Source organism: Pseudomonas sp. Q12-87 (assembly GCF_001269755.1).
GTDB classification, from domain to species: domain Bacteria; phylum Pseudomonadota; class Gammaproteobacteria; order Pseudomonadales; family Pseudomonadaceae; genus Aquipseudomonas; species Aquipseudomonas fluorescens_S.
In genome coordinates, this window is record NZ_LHVI01000034.1 from 24507 (window position 1) to 41828 (window position 17322).

Consider the following 17322-nt stretch of genomic DNA (forward strand, 5'->3'; position numbering starts at 1 on the left):
CACACCCCTTTCGCGAGCAAGCCCGCTCCCACATGGTTTAGGAAACCTTTTGGATTGGCGCTTGACCTTGCCAGCATGGCAAGGTTGATCCTGTGGTCACTCACTACAGGGAGCCTAGCGATGTCCGAACCCACCACCTTCGACCTACCGATAGCCGGCATGACCTGCGCCAGTTGCGCCGGGCGGGTTGAACGGGCCTTGAGCAAGGTCGCCGGCGCCCGCGCCGTCAGCGTGAACCTGGCGACCGAACAGGCACGGATCGAGGCACCCGAGGGCAGCCTGCCGGCCTTGATGCAGGCCGTCGAACAAGCGGGATATAGCGTTCCCGTGCAAACCCTGGAACTCAAGATAGATGGGATGACCTGTGCCTCCTGTGTCGGTCGGATCGAGCGCGCCTTGGGCAAAATCGGCGGCGTCAACCGTGTCAGCGTGAACCTGGCCAACGAGCGGGCGCATGTTGAATGGCTCGGTCAGGTCGATACGCAAACGTTGATCGAGGCGGTCAGGCATGCCGGTTATGACGCCCATGTCTGGCAGGCCGAGCAACCCTCTGATGCGCAGCCCCGTCGCCTGAGTCGCGAACGCCTGGCGCTGGTACTGGCAATCTTGCTGTCCGTGCCGCTGGTGTTGCCCATGCTGTTGCAGCCGTTTGGTGTGCACTGGATGCTGCCGGCCTGGGTGCAGTTCGCCCTGGCGACACCGGTGCAGTTCATTTTCGGTGCGCGCTTTTATGTGGCGGCCTTCAAAGCCGTGCGCGCCGGGGCCGGGAACATGGACTTGTTGGTGGCCCTGGGCACCAGCGCAGGTTACGGCTTGAGCCTCTATGAATGGGCCATCGCGCGTCCCGGCAGCATGCCGCACCTGTATTTCGAAGCTTCGGCCGTGGTGATTGCCCTGGTATTGCTGGGTAAATACCTCGAAAGCCGCGCCAAGCGACAGACCGCCAGTGCCATTCGTGCCCTGGAAGCCTTGCGGCCTGAGCGGGCGATTCAGGTAATCGACGGCCAGGAACGGGATGTCGCCATCAGTGCCTTGCGCTTGAACGACCTGGTGCTGGTCAAGCCCGGCGAACGTTTCCCGGTGGATGGTGAAGTGCTCGAAGGCCAGAGCCACGCCGACGAAGCGCTGATCAGCGGCGAAAGCCTGCCAGTGCCCAAACAGCCCGGTGACAAGGTCACCGGCGGCGCCATCAACGGTGAAGGCCGGCTGTTGGTGCGCACCCAGGCGCTGGGCGCTGAAACCGTCCTGGCGCGCATCATTCGCCTGGTGGAAGACGCCCAGGCAGCCAAGGCACCGATACAGAAGCTGGTGGATAAAGTCAGCCAGGTCTTCGTGCCGGTGGTACTGGTGCTGGCCCTGGCAACGCTGCTCGGCTGGTGGCTGTACGGTGCGCCGCTGGAAACCGCACTGATCAACGCCGTCGCCGTGCTGGTGATTGCCTGCCCATGCGCCCTGGGTTTGGCGACGCCCACGGCGATCATGGCCGGCACCGGCGTGGCCGCGCGCCACGGGATTTTGATCAAGGATGCCGAGGCCCTGGAGCGCGCCCATGAAGTCGATACGGTGGTGTTCGACAAAACCGGCACCCTGACCTCCGGCACGCCGCGCATCGCCCACATGACAGCCCTCGTGGGTGACGAAGACACGCTGCTGAAAATGGCCGGCGCGCTGCAACGCGGCAGTGAACATCCTCTCGCCAAAGCGGTGTTGGACGCCTGCGCCGAGCGCGGCCTGGACGTTCCGGATGTCAGCGACAGCCAATCCCTGGCCGGACGCGGCATTGCCGGCAGCCTCGCCGGTCGCCGCCTGGCCCTGGGTAATCGACGTCTGTTGGACGAACTCGGCCTGAGCCCCGGCGCACTGGCCGAGTCGGCACAGGCGTGGGAAACCGAAGGCCGGACCCTGTCCTGGCTGATCGATCAAGACGCGACGCCTCGGGTATTGGGCCTGTTCGCCTTCGGTGACACCCTCAAGCCCGGCGCCCTCGCCGCCGTACAGGCCTTGAATGAGCGCCACATCGCCAGTCACTTGCTCACGGGCGACAACCGGGGCAGCGCCAAGGTGGTGGCCGAGGCGCTGGGAATCAACCAGGTCCATGCCGAAGTGCTGCCCGCGGATAAGTCCGCCATCGTTCAGCAGTTGAAAACGCATTCCATGGTGGCGATGGTCGGCGACGGCATCAACGACGCCCCGGCCCTGGCCGCCGCCGACATCGGCATCGCCATGGGCGGCGGCACCGACGTGGCGATGCACGCTGCCGGGATCACCCTCATGCGTGGCGATCCACGGCTGGTGCCGGCGGCCCTGGACATCAGCCGCAAGACTTACGCCAAGATTCGCCAGAATCTGTTCTGGGCGTTCGTCTATAACCTGATCGGCATCCCGCTGGCCGCGTTCGGCTTCCTCAACCCGGTACTGGCCGGCGCGGCCATGGCGCTGTCGAGCGTCAGCGTGGTGAGCAATGCGTTACTGTTGAAATTCTGGACACCCAAGCGGTTGGAGGACAAGCGATGAACATTGGCCAAGCGGCCCGCCAGAGCGGCCTGAGCGCGAAGATGATTCGCTATTACGAATCCATCGGCCTGCTCAAGGCAGCCCATCGCACCGACAGCGGCTACCGGATCTACGGTGCCGACGACCTGCATACGCTGGCCTTTATCAAGCGCTCCCGGGACCTTGGGTTTTCATTGGAGGAAGTCGGAAAGCTGCTGACCCTCTGGCAGGATCGCCAACGGGCTAGCGCTGACGTCAAGGCTCTGGCTCGGCAACACATCGATGAGCTGAATCAGAAAATCCGTGAACTGGGTGAATTGCGGGACACTCTTCAAGATCTGGTGGAGCACTGCCATGGGGATCATCGTCCGGATTGTCCGATTCTCAAGGAGTTGGCTTCGGGGTGTTGTCAGGAGGCTGTAGCCGGCTGATAGGCACCCTTGCTGAGTTTTTTGGGGGGCCGTAGTTCGTGTGTATATCCGTTTCTTCGGTAACGGCGGCTGGTGGTTCCGCCCTTACGGCGGGTCACTTTCGAAAAGCCGGAATGCCGGCCCAGGCGAAAGTAACCAAAGCGCTCTTGCCCCACCACTTGGCACCTCGCCTAGGCTCGGTGTGCCCTCACTCCGGCATTGCTCCGTGGGCCCGCTGCGAAGGGCCATCCATGGCCCAGCGCAGCTATCCCGGCATCCATGCCGGGATGCCCACTCCACAATGCCTGCGTTCGGCCAGCGTGGTTAACGGGGCGCCGAAATCAACGTCCACCGCGAGGCGGCCTGATAGCCGGCCTGATTCAGGTGGGACCGCGTTCCTCCTGTGGGAGCGGGCTTGCTCGCGAAGGCGGAGGGTCAGTTTGTGATGATCTTGGATGTGCCGACACCTTCGCGAGCAAGCTCCCACAGGTTTTTGTGTCGTGTGCAGATGCTGTGAACACCCACAATCCCATGTGGGAGCGAGCTTGCTCGCGATAGCAGTGGTTCAGCCACATAGATGCTGGACATACCCCCGCTCTTGCTTTGCTTTAGATCTTGATCTGGACGCCCCATTAACCACGCTGGCCGAACGCAGGCATTGCGTAGTGGGCACCTCGGCATGGATGCCGAGGTAGCCGTGCTGGGCCATGGATGGCCCTTCGCGGCGGGCCCACGGAGCAATGCCGGAGAGAGGGCATGCCGAGCCTAGGCGAGGCACCAAGTGGTGGGGCAAAGCGTTTTTGGTTACTTTTGGCGCTCTTCCAAAAGTGACCCGCTGTAAGAGCGGAACCGCCAGCCGCCGTCACAAAAAAACGGATATACACACCAACCACACCAATCACTGCATCCAAGGCGGAGGCGGCTCTTCAGCTTTACCAGGTGGAGCATCGTCAGCAGCCCGTACAGCCTGACGTCGCTCCTCATCCAAGCGAGCAGCCTCGATCTCACGCATGATCCCCCCGACATCCGCCGCTTCTTCCGGCTCGTCGAATTCCCCGGTCAACACACTGGCCGGATGCAAGGTGCCGGCTTCATAAAGCGCCCACATCTCCTTCGCATACTTGGTGCGCTTGAGCTCCGGGGCAAACCGGCCGAAGTAGGACGCCATGTTGCCCACGTCCCGCTCCAGCATGCTGAAGGCATGGTTGTTACCGGCAGCGTCCACCGCTTGCGGCAGATCGATGATCACCGGCCCCGTCGGCGTCAGCAGTACGTTGAACTCCGACAGGTCACCATGCACCAGACCGGTACACAGCATCAGCACGATCTGGGAAATCAGGAACGCGTGATATTCACGGGCCTGATCCGGTTCCAACACCACATCGTTCAGACGCGGCGCCGCATCACCGTACTCGTCGGCCACCAGCTCCATCAGCAGCACGCCTTCAAGGAAGTCGTACGGCTTGGGCACGCGCACACCGGCACTGGCCAAGCGGAACAATGCCGCCACTTCGGCGTTCTGCCAGGCGTCCTCGGTTTCCTTGCGTCCGAACTTCGAGCCCTTGGCCATGGCTCGGGCCTGGCGGCTGTTACGGACCTTACGGCCTTCCTGATACTCGGCCGCCTGACGAAAACTTCGCTTGTTCGCCTCCTTGTAGACCTTGGCGCAACGTAGCTCATTGCCGCAGCGCACCACATAAACAGCTGCTTCTTTACCACTCATGAGTGGGCGCAGCACCTCGTCGACCAGACCGTCCTCGATCAGGGGTTCAATGCGTTTTGGAGTCTTCATCAGCTTTTATTGTGGGTCCTTTATTACCAAACACGCGAATGACAGTCGTTATACGTCAATCCTTCCTCCACGGGGAGGGGTTGCCGACCTATGAACTTGCGATGCACACAATGTGCCGGAGTATCGACCGAGCCGAATCATAGCCGAGACAGGGCATGGCATTGGCAACTCGATGCGCAGGTATTTGCGACAAGAGCTGACAGATATGCCGACAGCCCACGCTCAAGATTTAAACAGCTCCCCTGGCGTATACCCAAACATTCCCTTGAAGGCCGCGATAAAAGCGGACGTTGAATCATACCCACAAGACAGCGCCGCGCTGGTCACGCTGTCGCCCTTCTCCAACGAGCCCAGGGACGACAATAACCGCATGCGCTGGCGCCAGGCGCGAAAGCTCAGGCCGGTCTCGCGCTGGAACAAGCGCATCAGGGTTTTTTCCGAGGTGCCCAGGCGTTCGGCCCAGGCTTGCAGAGTGACGTTTTGCTCAGGCTGTTCGATCAGCTCGTTGCACAGCGCCAGGAGTCGAGCATGACGGGGCAAGGGCAGGGAAAACCCCACCTCCGGCAGCGTCGCCAACTGGTCCAGCAGCACCTGAACCAATCGCTCTTGTGGGGTATCGCCCTGCGGATACTCGGCCGGAAGCTGACAGAACACCTTGATCAACTCGCGGGCCAGCGGCGTAACCTCCAACACCCGGCAACGCGCATCCGCCCGGGGACAGGCTTGGCGATGCACATAAAGGCTGCGCATTTCCGCGCGGGTTGAGGTCACCACGTGATGCTCCAGATCCGCCGGGATCCAGATACCCCGTTGTGGCGGGGCGAAGAAACTGCCCTCAGCGGTATGCACGCCGAGAACGCCACTGATGGCGTAGGAAAACTGCACCCAATCATGCCGATGGGCTTGCGTCCACGAGCCGGCGTTCAAGCTTTCGACACGGGCGTAGAGCGGCCGGGGCAGGTGCGTCAGGTCGGGAATACGTCGTTCGAGCTGTTGGTGTCCGTTAGTCGGCATTGATTGGCCTTATGTCGCAAGACGACTGTTTGGGACGACGTTAGGCTAAGTCGACTTTTCTTACAACTTGCGGTGCCCCATGGCTATTTTCAGACACCTCAAACGTATGGTGACCGACTGGTTCCTGTGCGGCATGCTGCTCGCCACGCTGCTGGCCTACCTGTTTCCATCCTTCGGTGCCACCGGTGGCGCCATGCATGCCGAGTGGGTCGTGAATATCGGCATCTTCGTGGTGTTCTTCCTGCACGGGGTCAACCTGTCCGGCGAGCAGATCCGCCACGGCTTGAAGAACACCCGGCTGCACGTGATGGTGCAAGGCTTCACCTTTGGGGTGTTTCCGTTGATCTGGCTGCTCTGCAACGGGTTACTGGGCAGTCATGTACCGTCGTTATTGATGCTGGGGTTCTTTTATCTGTGCGCCCTGCCCTCGACCATTTCCTCCTCGGTGGCCCTGACCGGCAGCGCCGGCGGCAACGTGCCGGCGGCCATTCTCAATGCGAGCCTGTCCAGCGTACTGGGGATCTTTCTTACACCGCTGCTGGTCAGCCTGGTGGTCGGCAGCGGCGCCGGTGGCATCGACCTGGGCTCGACGTTGCTCGACCTGTGCCTGATGTTGCTGCTGCCGCTCGTGCTCGGGCAATTCTTGCGGCGCTGGGTGGCTGGTTTCTTCGGTCGATACAAACGCTACACCAGCGTCATCGACAAGCTGGTGATTCTGCTGCTGGTCTACGCTGCGTTCTGCAATTCCATGGTTTCCGGCATCTGGCGGCAGCAAGGCAACAGTGTGCTGCTCAGTGCAGTGATAGGCAGCGCAGTGCTGTTGGCGATTATCCTGTGGACAACCACCCGCACCGCTCGGGCCTTGAAATTCAGCAGCGCCGACGAGGTCGCCGCAGTGTTCTGTGCCAGCAAGAAATCCCTCGCTGCCGGGGTACCGATGGCCGCATTGATTTTTGGCGACCACCCCGGCCTCGGCCTGATTCTGCTGCCGATCATGATCTATCACCCGTTGCAGTTGATCGTCTGCTCGATCCTGGCCGAACGCTATTCCAACCACCATCGGGCGCTGGCTGCGCAACGGAGTGACTCGATCCTCAACGCTCGATAATCGCCGTCACACCCTGGCCGGCGGCTGCGCAGATGGAGATCAGGCCGCGGCCTCGTCCCGCAGCGTCCAGCAACTTGGCCAGGTTGGCGACAATGCGCCCGCCCGTGGCGGCAAACGGATGCCCGGCGGCCAGGGAGCTGCCCTTCACGTTCAAGCGGCTGCGGTCTATGGCGCCCAGCGCCGCATCGAGGCCCAGGCGGGTCTTGCAGTAGTCCGGGTCTTCCCAAGCCTTCAATGTACACAACACTTGGGCGGCAAACGCTTCATGGATTTCGTAGTAATCGAAGTCCTGCAAGGTCAGGCCGTTGCGCGCCAGCAGCCGGGGCACGGCGTAGACCGGGGCCATCAACAGCCCTTCGGCACCATTGACGAAATCCACCGCCGCGGTTTCACCGTCGCGCAAGTACGCCAGGATCGGCAGGCCGCGGGCCTTGGCCCATTCTTCGCTGCCCAGCAACACCAGCGAGGCGCCGTCGGTCAGGGGCGTGGAGTTACCCGCCGTCATTGTGCCTTTGGCGCTTCTTTCGAAGGCCGGTTTGAGGGACGCGAGTTTTTCCAGGGTCAGGTCCGGGCGCAGGTTATTGTCCCGGGTCAGGCCGAGAAACGGCGTCATCAAATCGTTCTGCCACCCTTCGGCGTAGGCCGCCGCCATTTTCTGATGGCTTTCCAGGGCCAACAGATCCTGTTCTTCCCGAGGGATCTGCCAGGTCTGGGCCATCAGTTCACAGTGCTGGCCCATGTTCAGCCCGGTGCGGGGCTCGTTGATGCGCGGCAGGTCGGGCATCAAGTGCTGAGGCCGCAACTGCAGGAAGGTCTTGATCTTATCGGCGGTGGTCTTGGCGCGATTGGCTTGCAGCAGGATCCTGCGCAGCCCTTCATTGACGGCAATCGGCGCATCCGAGGTGGTGTCCACGCCGCCAGCGATGCCACTGTCGATCTGGCCCAGGGCGATCTTGTTGGCGACCAGCAGCACCGTCTCCAGCCCGGTGCCACAGGCCTGCTGCACGTCATAGGCCGGCGTCGTGGGTGACAGCCGCGAACCGAGCACGCATTCGCGGCTCAGGTTCAGATCCCGGGACAGCTTGAGCACCGCACCGGCGGCCACTTCACCAATGTGCAGGCCATGCAGGTTGTAGCGCTCGATCAGCCCCTCGAGGGCGGCCGTCAGCATCGCCTTGTTGCTCGCGGTGGCATAGGGCCCGTTGGAACGGGCAAAGGGAATGCGGTTACCACCGATAATCGCGACGCGGCGTAGCTGTGTCATGGAGAATCCCCGTGTGTGCGCTGGAATGCCGAATGGGCTGGAAAAACGCCTCTGCCGCACAAGCTTAGGCTTTATCTCGCCGATCGAACGACTGATTGCCAATCATGGTCCACACTTGGAACCTCATCAGCCGGAGTGTGTTCCATGTCTGACCGTTATATCGACTTCGCCAATTCGCCCGTTGGCCTGCGTCTGGTCGGGGCCCTCGGCCTGCCATCGCCGGCTCGCCTGGAACGCTGGCAGGCCGGGCGGTTGCGGCCGATCGAGGGCGCGCTGCTGCTGGGCGGCGGGCCACTGACCGAACAGGTCGGCACGTTCGCCAAGCGCCTGACCGACAGCATTTTCGGCTACGGCGGCGAACCGACCCTGGCCACCGAGTGGATTCCCGGCCATGGCCCGAAAATCAAGGCTGTGGTGTACGACGCCAGCCACCTGACGCAGGTTGATCAGCTCAAGCACTTGCGCGAGTTTTTCCAGCCATTGATGAAAAATCTCGACCGCAGCGCCCATGTCGTCATCCTCGGTCGCGCCCCGGAAAGCCTGACCGAACCGTTCGCCGCCAGCGCCCAGCGGGCATTGGAAGGTTTCAGCCGCTCCCTGGCCAAAGAGTTGCGCCATGGCGGGACGCTGCAATTGTTGTATGTCGGCAACGGCGCCGAGAGCCAGTTGGAAGGCGCGCTGCGTTTTTTCCTGTCGCCCAAGAGCGCCTTCGTTTCTGGGCAGGTGATTCGCCTCAATGCCTGCGATACCCAGGTCCAGGACTGGACCCGACCGCTGACGGGGCTCAAGGCCCTGGTCACTGGCGCTGCCCGCGGGATCGGCGCCTCCATCGCCGAAACCCTGGCCCGCGATGGCGCCGATGTGATCCTGCTGGACGTGCCGCAGGCCAAGACTGATCTCGATGCCCTGGCTGCACGCTTGAGCGGGCGCAGCGTGACGCTGGACATCTGCGCCGAAGACGCCGCCACACAGTTGATCGAGCACCTGCCCGACGGCATCGACATCGTGGTGCACAACGCCGGCATCACCCGGGACAAGACCCTTGCCAACATGACCCCGGAGTTCTGGGACGCGGTGCTGGCGGTCAACCTCAACGCGCCACAAGTGCTGACCAAGGCCCTGCTCGACCACGGCACCCTGCGGGACAATGGCCGGGTGATTTTGCTGGCCTCCATCAGCGGCATCGCCGGCAACCGCGGACAGACCAACTACGCCGCGAGCAAGGCCGGGTTGATTGGCCTCGCCCAGGCCTGGGCACCATTGCTGCAAGCGCGCGGGATCAGCATCAACGCCGTGGCGCCGGGGTTTATTGAAACCCGCATGACCGCCGAAATCCCCTTCGCCCTGCGCGAAGCCGGGCGGCGCATGAGTTCCCTGGGCCAGGGCGGCCTGCCTCAGGATGTCGCCGAAGCCGTGGCGTGGCTCGCACAACCGGGCACGGGCGCGGTGACCGGGCAGGCACTACGGGTGTGTGGGCAAAGCCTGCTGGGAGCATGACCATGACAATCCAATGGCATGAGATCAGCGCCGCGCCCTCGATGTCGGGGCTCTATTCAAAAGCGGCGACCCGGCGCAAGGTCACCGGCAAGACCTTGCCGGAACAAGGGCTGCGTCAAGTGCTTCAGGTCGACCCTCAGCGCCTGGCAGCCTATCGCAAGGTCTGCGGTTTCACCGATAACGGGCTGCTGCCGCCGACTTATCCCCACGTCCTGGCGTTCGCCCTGCAAATGCAGTTGCTCACCGCGCGGGACTTTCCGTTTCCGCTGCTGGGGCTGATCCACCTGAGTAATCGCATCCGCGTATTGCGGCCCATGGGCGGGGTCGGCCAGGTGCGGGCCAGCGTCAACGTGCAGAACCTGCAAGCCCATCCGAAGGGCGCGGTGTTCGATCTGGTGACCCGCATCGATGATCAACTGGGGCCCCTGTGGGAAGCGCAGAGCCAGATGCTGTGCAAGGGCGTCCAGATTGACGGCGCGTTGGTGGAGGACCGGCCGGAAACCAGCCTGCCATTGGTGGAAGTGGCGCACTGGACGGCGCCAGCCGACATTGGCCGGCAGTACGCCAAGGTATCGGGCGACTACAACCCGATTCACCTCAGCGGCATCAGCGCCAAGCTGTTCGGCTTCCCCACCGCCATCGCCCATGGCCTGTGGAACAAGGCCAGGACCCTGGCAGCCTTGGACAACCACCTGCCGGAGGCCAACATCGAAATAGTAGTGGCCTTCAAGAAGCCGGTACGCCTGCCCAGCGAAGTAACCCTGCTGGCAAGCGCAGCGGGATCCAGCGGGGATTTGCGTTTGATCGGGGCGGGGGAATTGGAGCACATGGTGGGGAGCTGGCGGCCGACGGCTTGAGTGGCGACAGAAATCATCCCCTGTGGGAGCGAGCTTGCTCGCGATAGCGGTGGGTCAGCTTGCCTTGATGGTGAATGTGCCGCCGTCTTCGCGAGCAAGCTCGCTCCCACATTTGTTCTCGGGTGTTCACAGATTCAGTGTCCACCACCAATCCCTGTGGGAGCGAGCTTGCTCGCGAAAGCGGTGGCTCAGCTTGCATTGATGTTGGATGTGCCGCCGTCTTCGCGAGCAAGCTCGCTCCCACAGTTTATTCAGTTGCCTGTCAGCGCGGTGGGTAGTTGGACAAGATCCGCCCTACCGTCTCACGTAGCGCCAAGCTGCGGTCAGTTGGAGTGGGTGAGTTGCTGAGCATTCGCTCATCGCTGCCACGCCACACCAGTTTTCCGTCCTTGCCATCGAGCAGGTCGATCTGCACCGTGGCGACCTTGTAGCTGATGTTGCGGGTTTCGTTGTACATCGGCCCGCCCCAATAACCATTCCAGGGGCTGCCCCAACCGCCACCGTAATTGGTGGTGACCTGTTGCTGGCGATCTTCGACGATCAAATAAGCCTGGACCTGCACATCGCCTCGCCCGCCGGCCGGAGCCTGGCGCAGGCCGCGTTGGTCGAGTTGATCGACAATGGCCTGGCGAATCCGCTGTTCGGTCAGGTCGCTCTTGATCCGTGGGTCATCGGGCCGATATTGCAGCGCCGGCTCTTTCCAGCTCCAACTGCGATACGCCGCGAAATCACGGCCAGGGTCAAAGTCATGGTTAACCTGATTGGAGGCGCAGGCGCCGAGCAGCAGAGCAAAGGCCAATAGAGCAAGGCGGCGAAACATGGTTTTTCTCCGTTGCGTAATCAACTCGGTGGATAAGCCGACATGGCTTTCTCCACCGCCTCACGAATGGCATCGGTGCGCGCGCCCTGGCTGCCGCGCTGGCCCGTCTCGGCGCTGGCGCTCCACACTGGCTGGCCATTGCGGGCATCGAACAGGTCCACCCGCACCACCACGACCTGCTCCTGGTACGTGCGCACCATCGGCACCGAGTGATACGCCCCATAGCCGGGGCCGTAACGGTTATAGCCGCCGTAGTAGCCAGGGTCATAATCATCGCGAACCTGACGCACGCGGGTTTCCAGGCGCAGGTCGGCGCTGACGAACAGGTCGGCCGGCCGGTTGTCATGCAGCGGGCGCAAGCCACGCTGGTCCAGGGCATTGGTTACCGCTTCGGCCACCTGGGCCGAGTCCGCCCAAGCGGTGCCTGACGGCAATCGTCCGTTGAGCCAGGCCCAACTGCGATAGCGCCCATAGTCACGGGGCGGCGCGGGGTAAGCGCTGCGGTCGAACACCGTGGCGGCTTCGGGCGGCGCCGGGGGCAGTGGATTGGACGTGGCGACATACGGGTTGCTGCCTTGGCAGGCCACCAGTCCCAGGCACAGCACTAACAACCCTGAACGACCTTTCATTTCACTCTCCGATCAGACGGGACGGCAGACCCAATGCAGATAACGTCCCAATCCGGCAAAGGCAGGATGGCGACGGTGGGCCAGCTCCATTTCCAGCAACTGCGCAAGCTCCACGCGTGCCTGGAACTCCGCGGGCATGTAGTCATGAAAAACCCGCACGCCACTCTGGATTTCGACCTGCCACAGACCTTCAAGTTGCGCCGCCAATTCTCGCGGATCAAGGGGTTGCTGCGGCGTCAGGCTTTGTTTTTCACCGGCCATGTCGTTTTTGCGCAACTTACGGAAATGGCCCTTGAGCAGGTTGCGATAGACCAGCGCGTCGCGGTTGTAGAACGCCAAGGATAACCAGCCACCCGCGGCGGTGAGTTGATGCAGCACCGGCAGGATCGCGTGGGGCTCGGCCAACCACTCCAGCACCGCATGGCACAGCACCAGGTCGTAAGGCTCGGTGAGCTGGCCAAGCAAATCCTGCCACGGCGCCTGGATGAACGTGGCGCTCTGGCCGGCCTCGGAAAACCGCTGGCGGGCGCCTTCGAGCATGGGCTCGGCCGGCTCGGCCAGGGTCACCTGATGGCCGCGTTCGGCCAGCCACAACGACATGTGGCCCAAGCCCGCGCCGATGTCCAGCACGCGCAACGGGCGGTTCGGCAAGGTTTCCAGCAGATCGGCCTGGAGCACCGCCAGGCGGATCGCACCCTTCGCCCCGCCATAGATTTTCTCGGCGAAGCGTGTGGCCAATTGGTCGAAATGACGGTCGCTCATTGGCCGAACCGCCGTTCGCTGTCGGCCAGTTTGCTGCGCACCACGGCGTCCATGTCCAGGCCCAACTCGCTGCACAACAGCAGCAGGTACAACACGATGTCACCGACCTCTTGCCCGGCATGGGCGAGTTTGTCCGCCGGCAGCTGGCGCGACTGGTCTTCGGTCAGCCATTGGAAAATTTCCACCAGCTCAGCCATTTCCACGCTGGCGGCCATGGCCAGGTTTTTCGGGCTGTGAAATTGCCGCCAGTCGTTACGGTCGCGAATGGCATGCAGGCGTTCGGTCAGTTCAACAAGGTTCATCGGGCTCTCCTGAATGCGCATAGCTTCGGGGGGATGACGGGGGAAGGCAAGAGTCTCGGTACGAAGCGCCGGTTTGCCCCATAATCGAACGATCGCGGCCGTCGCAGCTCCTACAATCAGGGCCAACGGCTCAACGCAGATTCCCCTCACACCAGGAAGCACATATGCAGGTAGAAAGCTTTTTCGAATGGCTCGGCCAAGCGCTCGGTTCGGTGATCCGTTTCATCGTCGACCTGCTCAGCGGCCTGTTCAACATGCTGGCCAATGCCGGTGGCAACTTCGTCGACGGACTGTCACGCACCTTGGGCATGGACACCTCGATCATCAGCATCATCGCGCTGATCCTTGGGCTGATGCTGCTGTACTCGGCGATCCGCGCCTTCATGCGCGCGTCGATCGTCATGGGCATCATCTGGCTGGTGCTGGGGTTGTGGTTGTTGAGTTGGATTATTCACTGATACTCCAAGAACCACACCGAACACAGCTCCCGTGGCGAGGGAGCTTGCTCCCGCTGGGTGGCGAAGCCGCCCAAAATGGGTTGATGCAATTTTCCAGACAGACCGCACCGGCCGGTTTTACGGCTGCTTTGCAGCCGAGCGGGAGCAAGCTCCCTCGCCACAATGAGTCCGAGGTCGGTTTGGAGAACTGCGGCCCCCCTCGGCACAGACACGACCAGTCCCGGAACCCGCTACAATCTCGCTCCATCAAGGAGCCTGCATGTCCCACCTGATCACCGACTGGCGCGACCGCCTGACCCATCGCCGGGTCTGGGCGCTGGCTGCGCCGATGATACTTTCGAACATTTCCGTACCGCTGGTGGCGTTGGTGGACAGCACGGTCATCGGCCATTTGCCCCATGCCCATCAGTTGGGCGCCGTGGCGGTCGGGGCGAGCTTGTATACGGTGTTGGCGTGGGCCATGGGTTTCTTGCGCATGGGCTCCACCGGGTTCGCCGCCCAGGCCGCCGGGCGCGGGGATGGAGCGGCGTTGCGGCAAGTGTTGTTGCAAGGCCTGCTGCTGGCGATGGGGCTGGCCGTGGTGCTCGGTGCCGTCGGCGTGCCGTTGAGTGGCGTGGCCTTGCACTTCATGCAGCCGTCCACCGAGCTCAACCAACTGACCCAGGATTTCTTTCACACCCGGTTATTCGGTCTGCCGGCGGCGTTGGCCAGTTATGCGCTGGTGGGCTGGTTTCTCGGTGCCCAGAACGCCAGGGCACCCTTGGCGATCCTGCTGGTAACCAATCTGGTGAACATCGCCCTGAACCTATGGTTCGTGCTTGGCCTGGACTGGGGCGTGACCGGTTCGGCCCGGGCCTCGGTGATTGCCGAGTGGACCGGTGCCCTCGTCGGCCTGGCCCTCGCTCGCCAGACATTGCGCGCCTGGCCGGGGCATATCGCCTGGGCCGCCCTGGGGCTGTGGCAGAGCTGGCGTCCGCTGCTGGCGGTGAACCGGGACATTTTCATTCGCAGCCTGGCGCTGCAAGCCGTGTTTTTCCTGATCACCGTGCAAGGCGCCCGCCTGGGGGACGCGACCGTGGCCGCCAACGCCTTGTTGCTCAACGGCCTGCTGCTGACGGCCCACGCCCTGGATGGATTGGCCCATGCCGTCGAGGCGCTATGCGGCCACGCCATTGGCGCCCACGACCGCCTGGCCCTGCGCCGGTCGTTGGTGGTGGCCTGCGGCTGGTCACTGGTTGCAAGCGTTGGCTTCGCGCTGCTGTTCCTGCTCGCTGGCCACCTGTTCGTCGATATGCAGACCGACATACCCGAGGTGCGTGACACGGCCTACCGCTACCTGCCTTATCTCGCCGCGCTGCCGCTGATCGCGGTCTGGAGCTATCTGCTCGACGGGCTGTTCATCGGCGCCACCCGCGCCCGGGAAATGCGCAACGGCATGCTGCTGACGCTGATACTGGTGTTGCCAGTCGCCTGGGCGCTGCGCGATCTGGGCAACCATGGGCTGTGGATCACCTTCCTCTTGTTCATGGCGTTGCGCAGCCTGACCTTGGGCGCCTTCGCCTGGCACTTGCAGCGGCGTGACCGCTGGCTCGGCCGCCCCGCGCCGTAACGATCAACCTTGGTCGTCCTGCCACAGCCGTCGCAACTGATCGAGATGCTCGCGTTGCGAACCGCCCACTCGCCCCGGCACCGGCCGAGCATCGGGATATTGCAGACGCAACCACAGCCAGTCGTCAAGCACGGCCCGCTCGGTAAACCCCAGCGCCAGCCCCTGCTGCAAGGCCTTCCAGAGTTGACGGTAGTCATGCCCGGCCGCCCGGGACCATCGCCAGGCGTGATGCTCCAGCACACACTGCTGCAGCTGACTCTGTTGCCGATCGCTGAGACCCTGCTCTTTTTCCAGCGGCGCCACCGACAGCCCGGGATTGGAAAGCTGTTGCCAGCCTTGGCTGCCAATCGCCCGGTCGGCCCAGGTGCCGCCGAACCACCGCAACAGGCTGATCGGGCCCAGCCAGCAACTGAGTTCCAGCGGGTCGCAACCGTCGAAGAAATAACTGGCGGTGTGTGGGTTGTAGAAATTCAACAAGGCCTTGTGATGCAGGCCGAGCGTCACCGTCAGCATGCGACGCAGATGGGCCAGCACGTGCTCAACGGGCGACGGGCTGATCAACAAAAGCCCCGGCCACGAACGTGCATCCAGATGGCAGAGGCTGGTCAGCGCTGGTGCTTGGCGCAAATCCACCAACAACGGACCGTGTTCGCTCAGCCCATGCAATTCGGTGCCCTCGAACAAGGCAAAGGACCGTGCCTCAGGGAATTGCTCCCGGACAAGCCGCGCGGCCCCCGGCGCACCCGGCACGTCGAGCAGCAACCATTGGGGCGCCGATCCAGGCAGGCCGACAGCACTCACAGAGCCGCGCCCGAGCCACGACGGGTCAGCATGCGGCACGTACAAACGGTTTGAGAACAAGGGCTGAAACGTCCGCCACCGGGTAACAGGCATAACAGCACCAGCGGCTCGGCGCTCCGGATCGCAGCCAACAGAACCGGGTCGGCTGCGCATGACTCGGGCGTGTCGTGCAGAGCCACGCTCGCGAGCGGCTCCTCCGTATCCAGGGCGGGGGCGTCAAGGAATGCACTGATCAACGGCCGATCCGGATCACCCTCGATATAACTCACCAGCACCTCGGTACCGTCACGGATGTCGCCGGCCCCGCCAGCAGCGAGTTCGGGGGCCAGTGGCAGCCAGCAGTGACTGGGGCTGGCCCCCTCGCCCTGATAGGCCCAGTCGAACTGCACCGCCACGCGCCCCGCTTCCTGCCTCTCAGGTTCGCCCACCGCCACCACCCAGCCGCGCTGCCGGCTCACCATGCGCGGCTTGGCAGGTACGTCAGCAGCCATGAATGGAATGCCCCATGCGATGGCCTCGAAGTGGTTGCCATACACGCCCGCCTGTCCGCGATGCTCGACCTTGGTCAGCAGCCAGCGCTGGTTGCAGCCTTCGAAAGGATGGGCCGTCAGCGCCAGCACCTGGCCGCAATGCAGGCTCATCAAATCGCTGCCACCGTGGGCGACACGCTCGCCCGCCTCGGCACGCACGCTGAAGGTGCGTACACCGGGAACCGACCTGTCTTGCCCGTAAGCCGCCGCTTCGGCTGGAGGAAAATTGTCCGTACTGTCAGCGAACACCAGGCAATGCCCGCGCCGGGTGTGTTCGAAATGAAAGTGAATGCCGGCACGGGCACACACGCGCTGGAGAAATTGCAGGTCCGATTCCCGGTACTGGGTACACAAGTCCCGCGCCGGATAGTCACCGCTCAAGTCCAGGCACACGCTGCGCCCGCTGATGCCATGTGCCTTGAGTACCTGGCGGATGATCTGCGGCACCGAGCAGCCGCTGAACACCCGCTGGTTGAAACGCTGCGCCAGGCAGGCCAGCTTCGGCCCGATACGCACCCGGCAGGCAGCGCCATGATGAGGCTGGACAAGTTCGTGAAGCTGTCCGTGAACGCCCATGCCCGAGGCGCCGAAACTCAACCAGACGCTGCGGTACAGCAGAGCCGCCAAGTCCAGGGTGACGTCGTGGAGCAATAGCTCCACTTCATAGAAGAAGGGTTCGCTGATGGCTTCGCTACCACTGAACGCCAGGACGGCGAAGGGATCGGGCAGACCGGCTATCTCCAGACGGAATAATGGCTCGCTGGCTGGATTGGACATCGGCGTTTCTCTACAGGAGGGGCGGTCGGGGATTCTCGCCGAGAGCCATGGCCTAGTAGAGGGGTGAAGTACAAGTTAGGAAAGGGACTACACGAAATAAGGACATCGCCGGTTAAACGCACCGAGATTCGGAAATAACGGCGGTACGAACAAAAATGCCCTTCAGGACTGCCCGAAAAATCCCGCAACATGCGGCGTA

The 17322-nt window shown here is 63.0% G+C and carries 16 protein-coding genes; 7 read left to right on the top strand and 9 right to left on the bottom strand.

Annotated features, from left to right (window positions below; genetic code table 11):
* Positions 1 to 120 precede the first annotated feature (120 nt).
* Both AD663_RS24600 and cueR read left to right on the top strand, forming a co-directional pair.
* Positions 121 to 2514 carry a heavy metal translocating P-type ATPase gene (locus AD663_RS24600; RefSeq protein WP_053214693.1) on the top strand — a complete coding sequence of 798 codons (2394 nt, stop codon included), beginning with the start codon at positions 121 to 123 and terminating at the stop codon, positions 2512 to 2514.
* Positions 2511 to 2924 (top strand): Cu(I)-responsive transcriptional regulator, encoded by a 414-nt coding sequence (gene cueR / locus AD663_RS24605; protein ID WP_003186171.1) that lies wholly within the window; start codon positions 2511 to 2513, stop codon positions 2922 to 2924. Before AD663_RS24600 ends, cueR begins: the two co-directional genes overlap by 4 nt.
* Positions 2925 to 3801: 877 nt before the next feature.
* Here cueR and AD663_RS24610 read toward each other — a convergent pair.
* Both AD663_RS24610 and AD663_RS24615 read right to left on the bottom strand, forming a co-directional pair.
* Positions 3802 to 4695 carry a PA4780 family RIO1-like protein kinase gene (locus tag AD663_RS24610; protein WP_053214694.1) on the bottom strand — a complete coding sequence of 298 codons (894 nt, stop codon included), beginning with the start codon at positions 4693 to 4695 and terminating at the stop codon, positions 3802 to 3804.
* A gap of 222 nt (positions 4696 to 4917) precedes the next feature.
* Positions 4918 to 5709, bottom strand: coding sequence for a helix-turn-helix transcriptional regulator (locus AD663_RS24615; RefSeq protein ID WP_053214695.1), 792 nt, complete (start codon positions 5707 to 5709; stop codon positions 4918 to 4920).
* Between the two features lie 79 nt (positions 5710 to 5788).
* Between AD663_RS24615 and AD663_RS24620 the strand changes: the two genes are divergently transcribed.
* Positions 5789 to 6817, top strand: coding sequence for a bile acid:sodium symporter family protein (locus tag AD663_RS24620; protein ID WP_053214696.1), 1029 nt, complete (start codon positions 5789 to 5791; stop codon positions 6815 to 6817).
* On the opposite strand, the gene AD663_RS24625 is transcribed toward AD663_RS24620, so the two are convergent.
* Entirely contained in the window at positions 6804 to 8081 is a 1278-nt protein-coding gene (locus AD663_RS24625) for an acetyl-CoA C-acetyltransferase (protein WP_003186179.1), read from the bottom strand. The genes AD663_RS24620 and AD663_RS24625 overlap by 14 nt on opposite strands.
* Before the next feature lie 144 nt (positions 8082 to 8225).
* Between AD663_RS24625 and AD663_RS24630 the strand changes: the two genes are divergently transcribed.
* Both AD663_RS24630 and AD663_RS24635 read left to right on the top strand, forming a co-directional pair.
* Positions 8226 to 9578 carry a 3-oxoacyl-ACP reductase gene (locus tag AD663_RS24630; protein WP_003186180.1) on the top strand — a complete coding sequence of 451 codons (1353 nt, stop codon included), beginning with the start codon at positions 8226 to 8228 and terminating at the stop codon, positions 9576 to 9578.
* A gap of 2 nt (positions 9579 to 9580) precedes the next feature.
* Positions 9581 to 10435 carry a MaoC family dehydratase gene (locus tag AD663_RS24635; RefSeq protein WP_003186182.1) on the top strand — a complete coding sequence of 285 codons (855 nt, stop codon included), beginning with the start codon at positions 9581 to 9583 and terminating at the stop codon, positions 10433 to 10435.
* A 262-nt stretch (positions 10436 to 10697) separates the two neighbouring features.
* On the opposite strand, the gene AD663_RS24640 is transcribed toward AD663_RS24635, so the two are convergent.
* From AD663_RS24640 to AD663_RS24655, 4 genes are read right to left on the bottom strand one after another with little or no spacing between them, the layout of a single operon-like run.
* Positions 10698 to 11255, bottom strand: coding sequence for a DUF4136 domain-containing protein (locus AD663_RS24640; protein ID WP_053214697.1), 558 nt, complete (start codon positions 11253 to 11255; stop codon positions 10698 to 10700).
* A 20-nt stretch (positions 11256 to 11275) separates the two neighbouring features.
* The gene (locus tag AD663_RS24645; protein WP_053214698.1) at positions 11276 to 11884 is read right to left on the bottom strand and encodes a DUF4136 domain-containing protein; all 609 of its coding nucleotides are present in this window, start codon (positions 11882 to 11884) and stop codon (positions 11276 to 11278) included.
* Between the two features lie 12 nt (positions 11885 to 11896).
* Positions 11897 to 12646 carry a methyltransferase gene (locus tag AD663_RS24650; protein ID WP_053214699.1) on the bottom strand — a complete coding sequence of 250 codons (750 nt, stop codon included), beginning with the start codon at positions 12644 to 12646 and terminating at the stop codon, positions 11897 to 11899.
* The gene (locus tag AD663_RS24655; RefSeq protein ID WP_003186192.1) at positions 12643 to 12948 is read right to left on the bottom strand and encodes a MazG-like family protein; all 306 of its coding nucleotides are present in this window, start codon (positions 12946 to 12948) and stop codon (positions 12643 to 12645) included. The genes AD663_RS24650 and AD663_RS24655 overlap by 4 nt, the downstream gene beginning before the upstream one ends.
* A 164-nt stretch (positions 12949 to 13112) precedes the next feature.
* Here AD663_RS24655 and AD663_RS24660 point away from each other — a divergent pair, with 164 nt between their 5' ends.
* Both AD663_RS24660 and AD663_RS24665 read left to right on the top strand, forming a co-directional pair.
* On the top strand, positions 13113 to 13406 hold the full coding sequence (locus tag AD663_RS24660) for a hypothetical protein (RefSeq protein WP_003186194.1): 294 nt from the start codon (positions 13113 to 13115) through the stop codon (positions 13404 to 13406).
* A 259-nt stretch (positions 13407 to 13665) separates the two neighbouring features.
* The gene (locus AD663_RS24665; RefSeq protein WP_003186196.1) at positions 13666 to 15015 is read left to right on the top strand and encodes an MATE family efflux transporter; all 1350 of its coding nucleotides are present in this window, start codon (positions 13666 to 13668) and stop codon (positions 15013 to 15015) included.
* 3 nt (positions 15016 to 15018) lie between these two features.
* On the opposite strand, the gene AD663_RS24670 is transcribed toward AD663_RS24665, so the two are convergent.
* Together AD663_RS24670 and AD663_RS24675 are read right to left on the bottom strand one after the other, a co-directional pair.
* Positions 15019 to 15816 (bottom strand): DUF4123 domain-containing protein, encoded by a 798-nt coding sequence (locus AD663_RS24670; RefSeq protein WP_053214700.1) that lies wholly within the window; start codon positions 15814 to 15816, stop codon positions 15019 to 15021.
* The gene (locus AD663_RS24675) at positions 15813 to 17123 is read right to left on the bottom strand and encodes a type VI secretion system Vgr family protein (protein WP_053214701.1); all 1311 of its coding nucleotides are present in this window, start codon (positions 17121 to 17123) and stop codon (positions 15813 to 15815) included. Before AD663_RS24675 ends, AD663_RS24670 begins: the two co-directional genes overlap by 4 nt.
* Positions 17124 to 17322 lie beyond the last annotated feature (199 nt).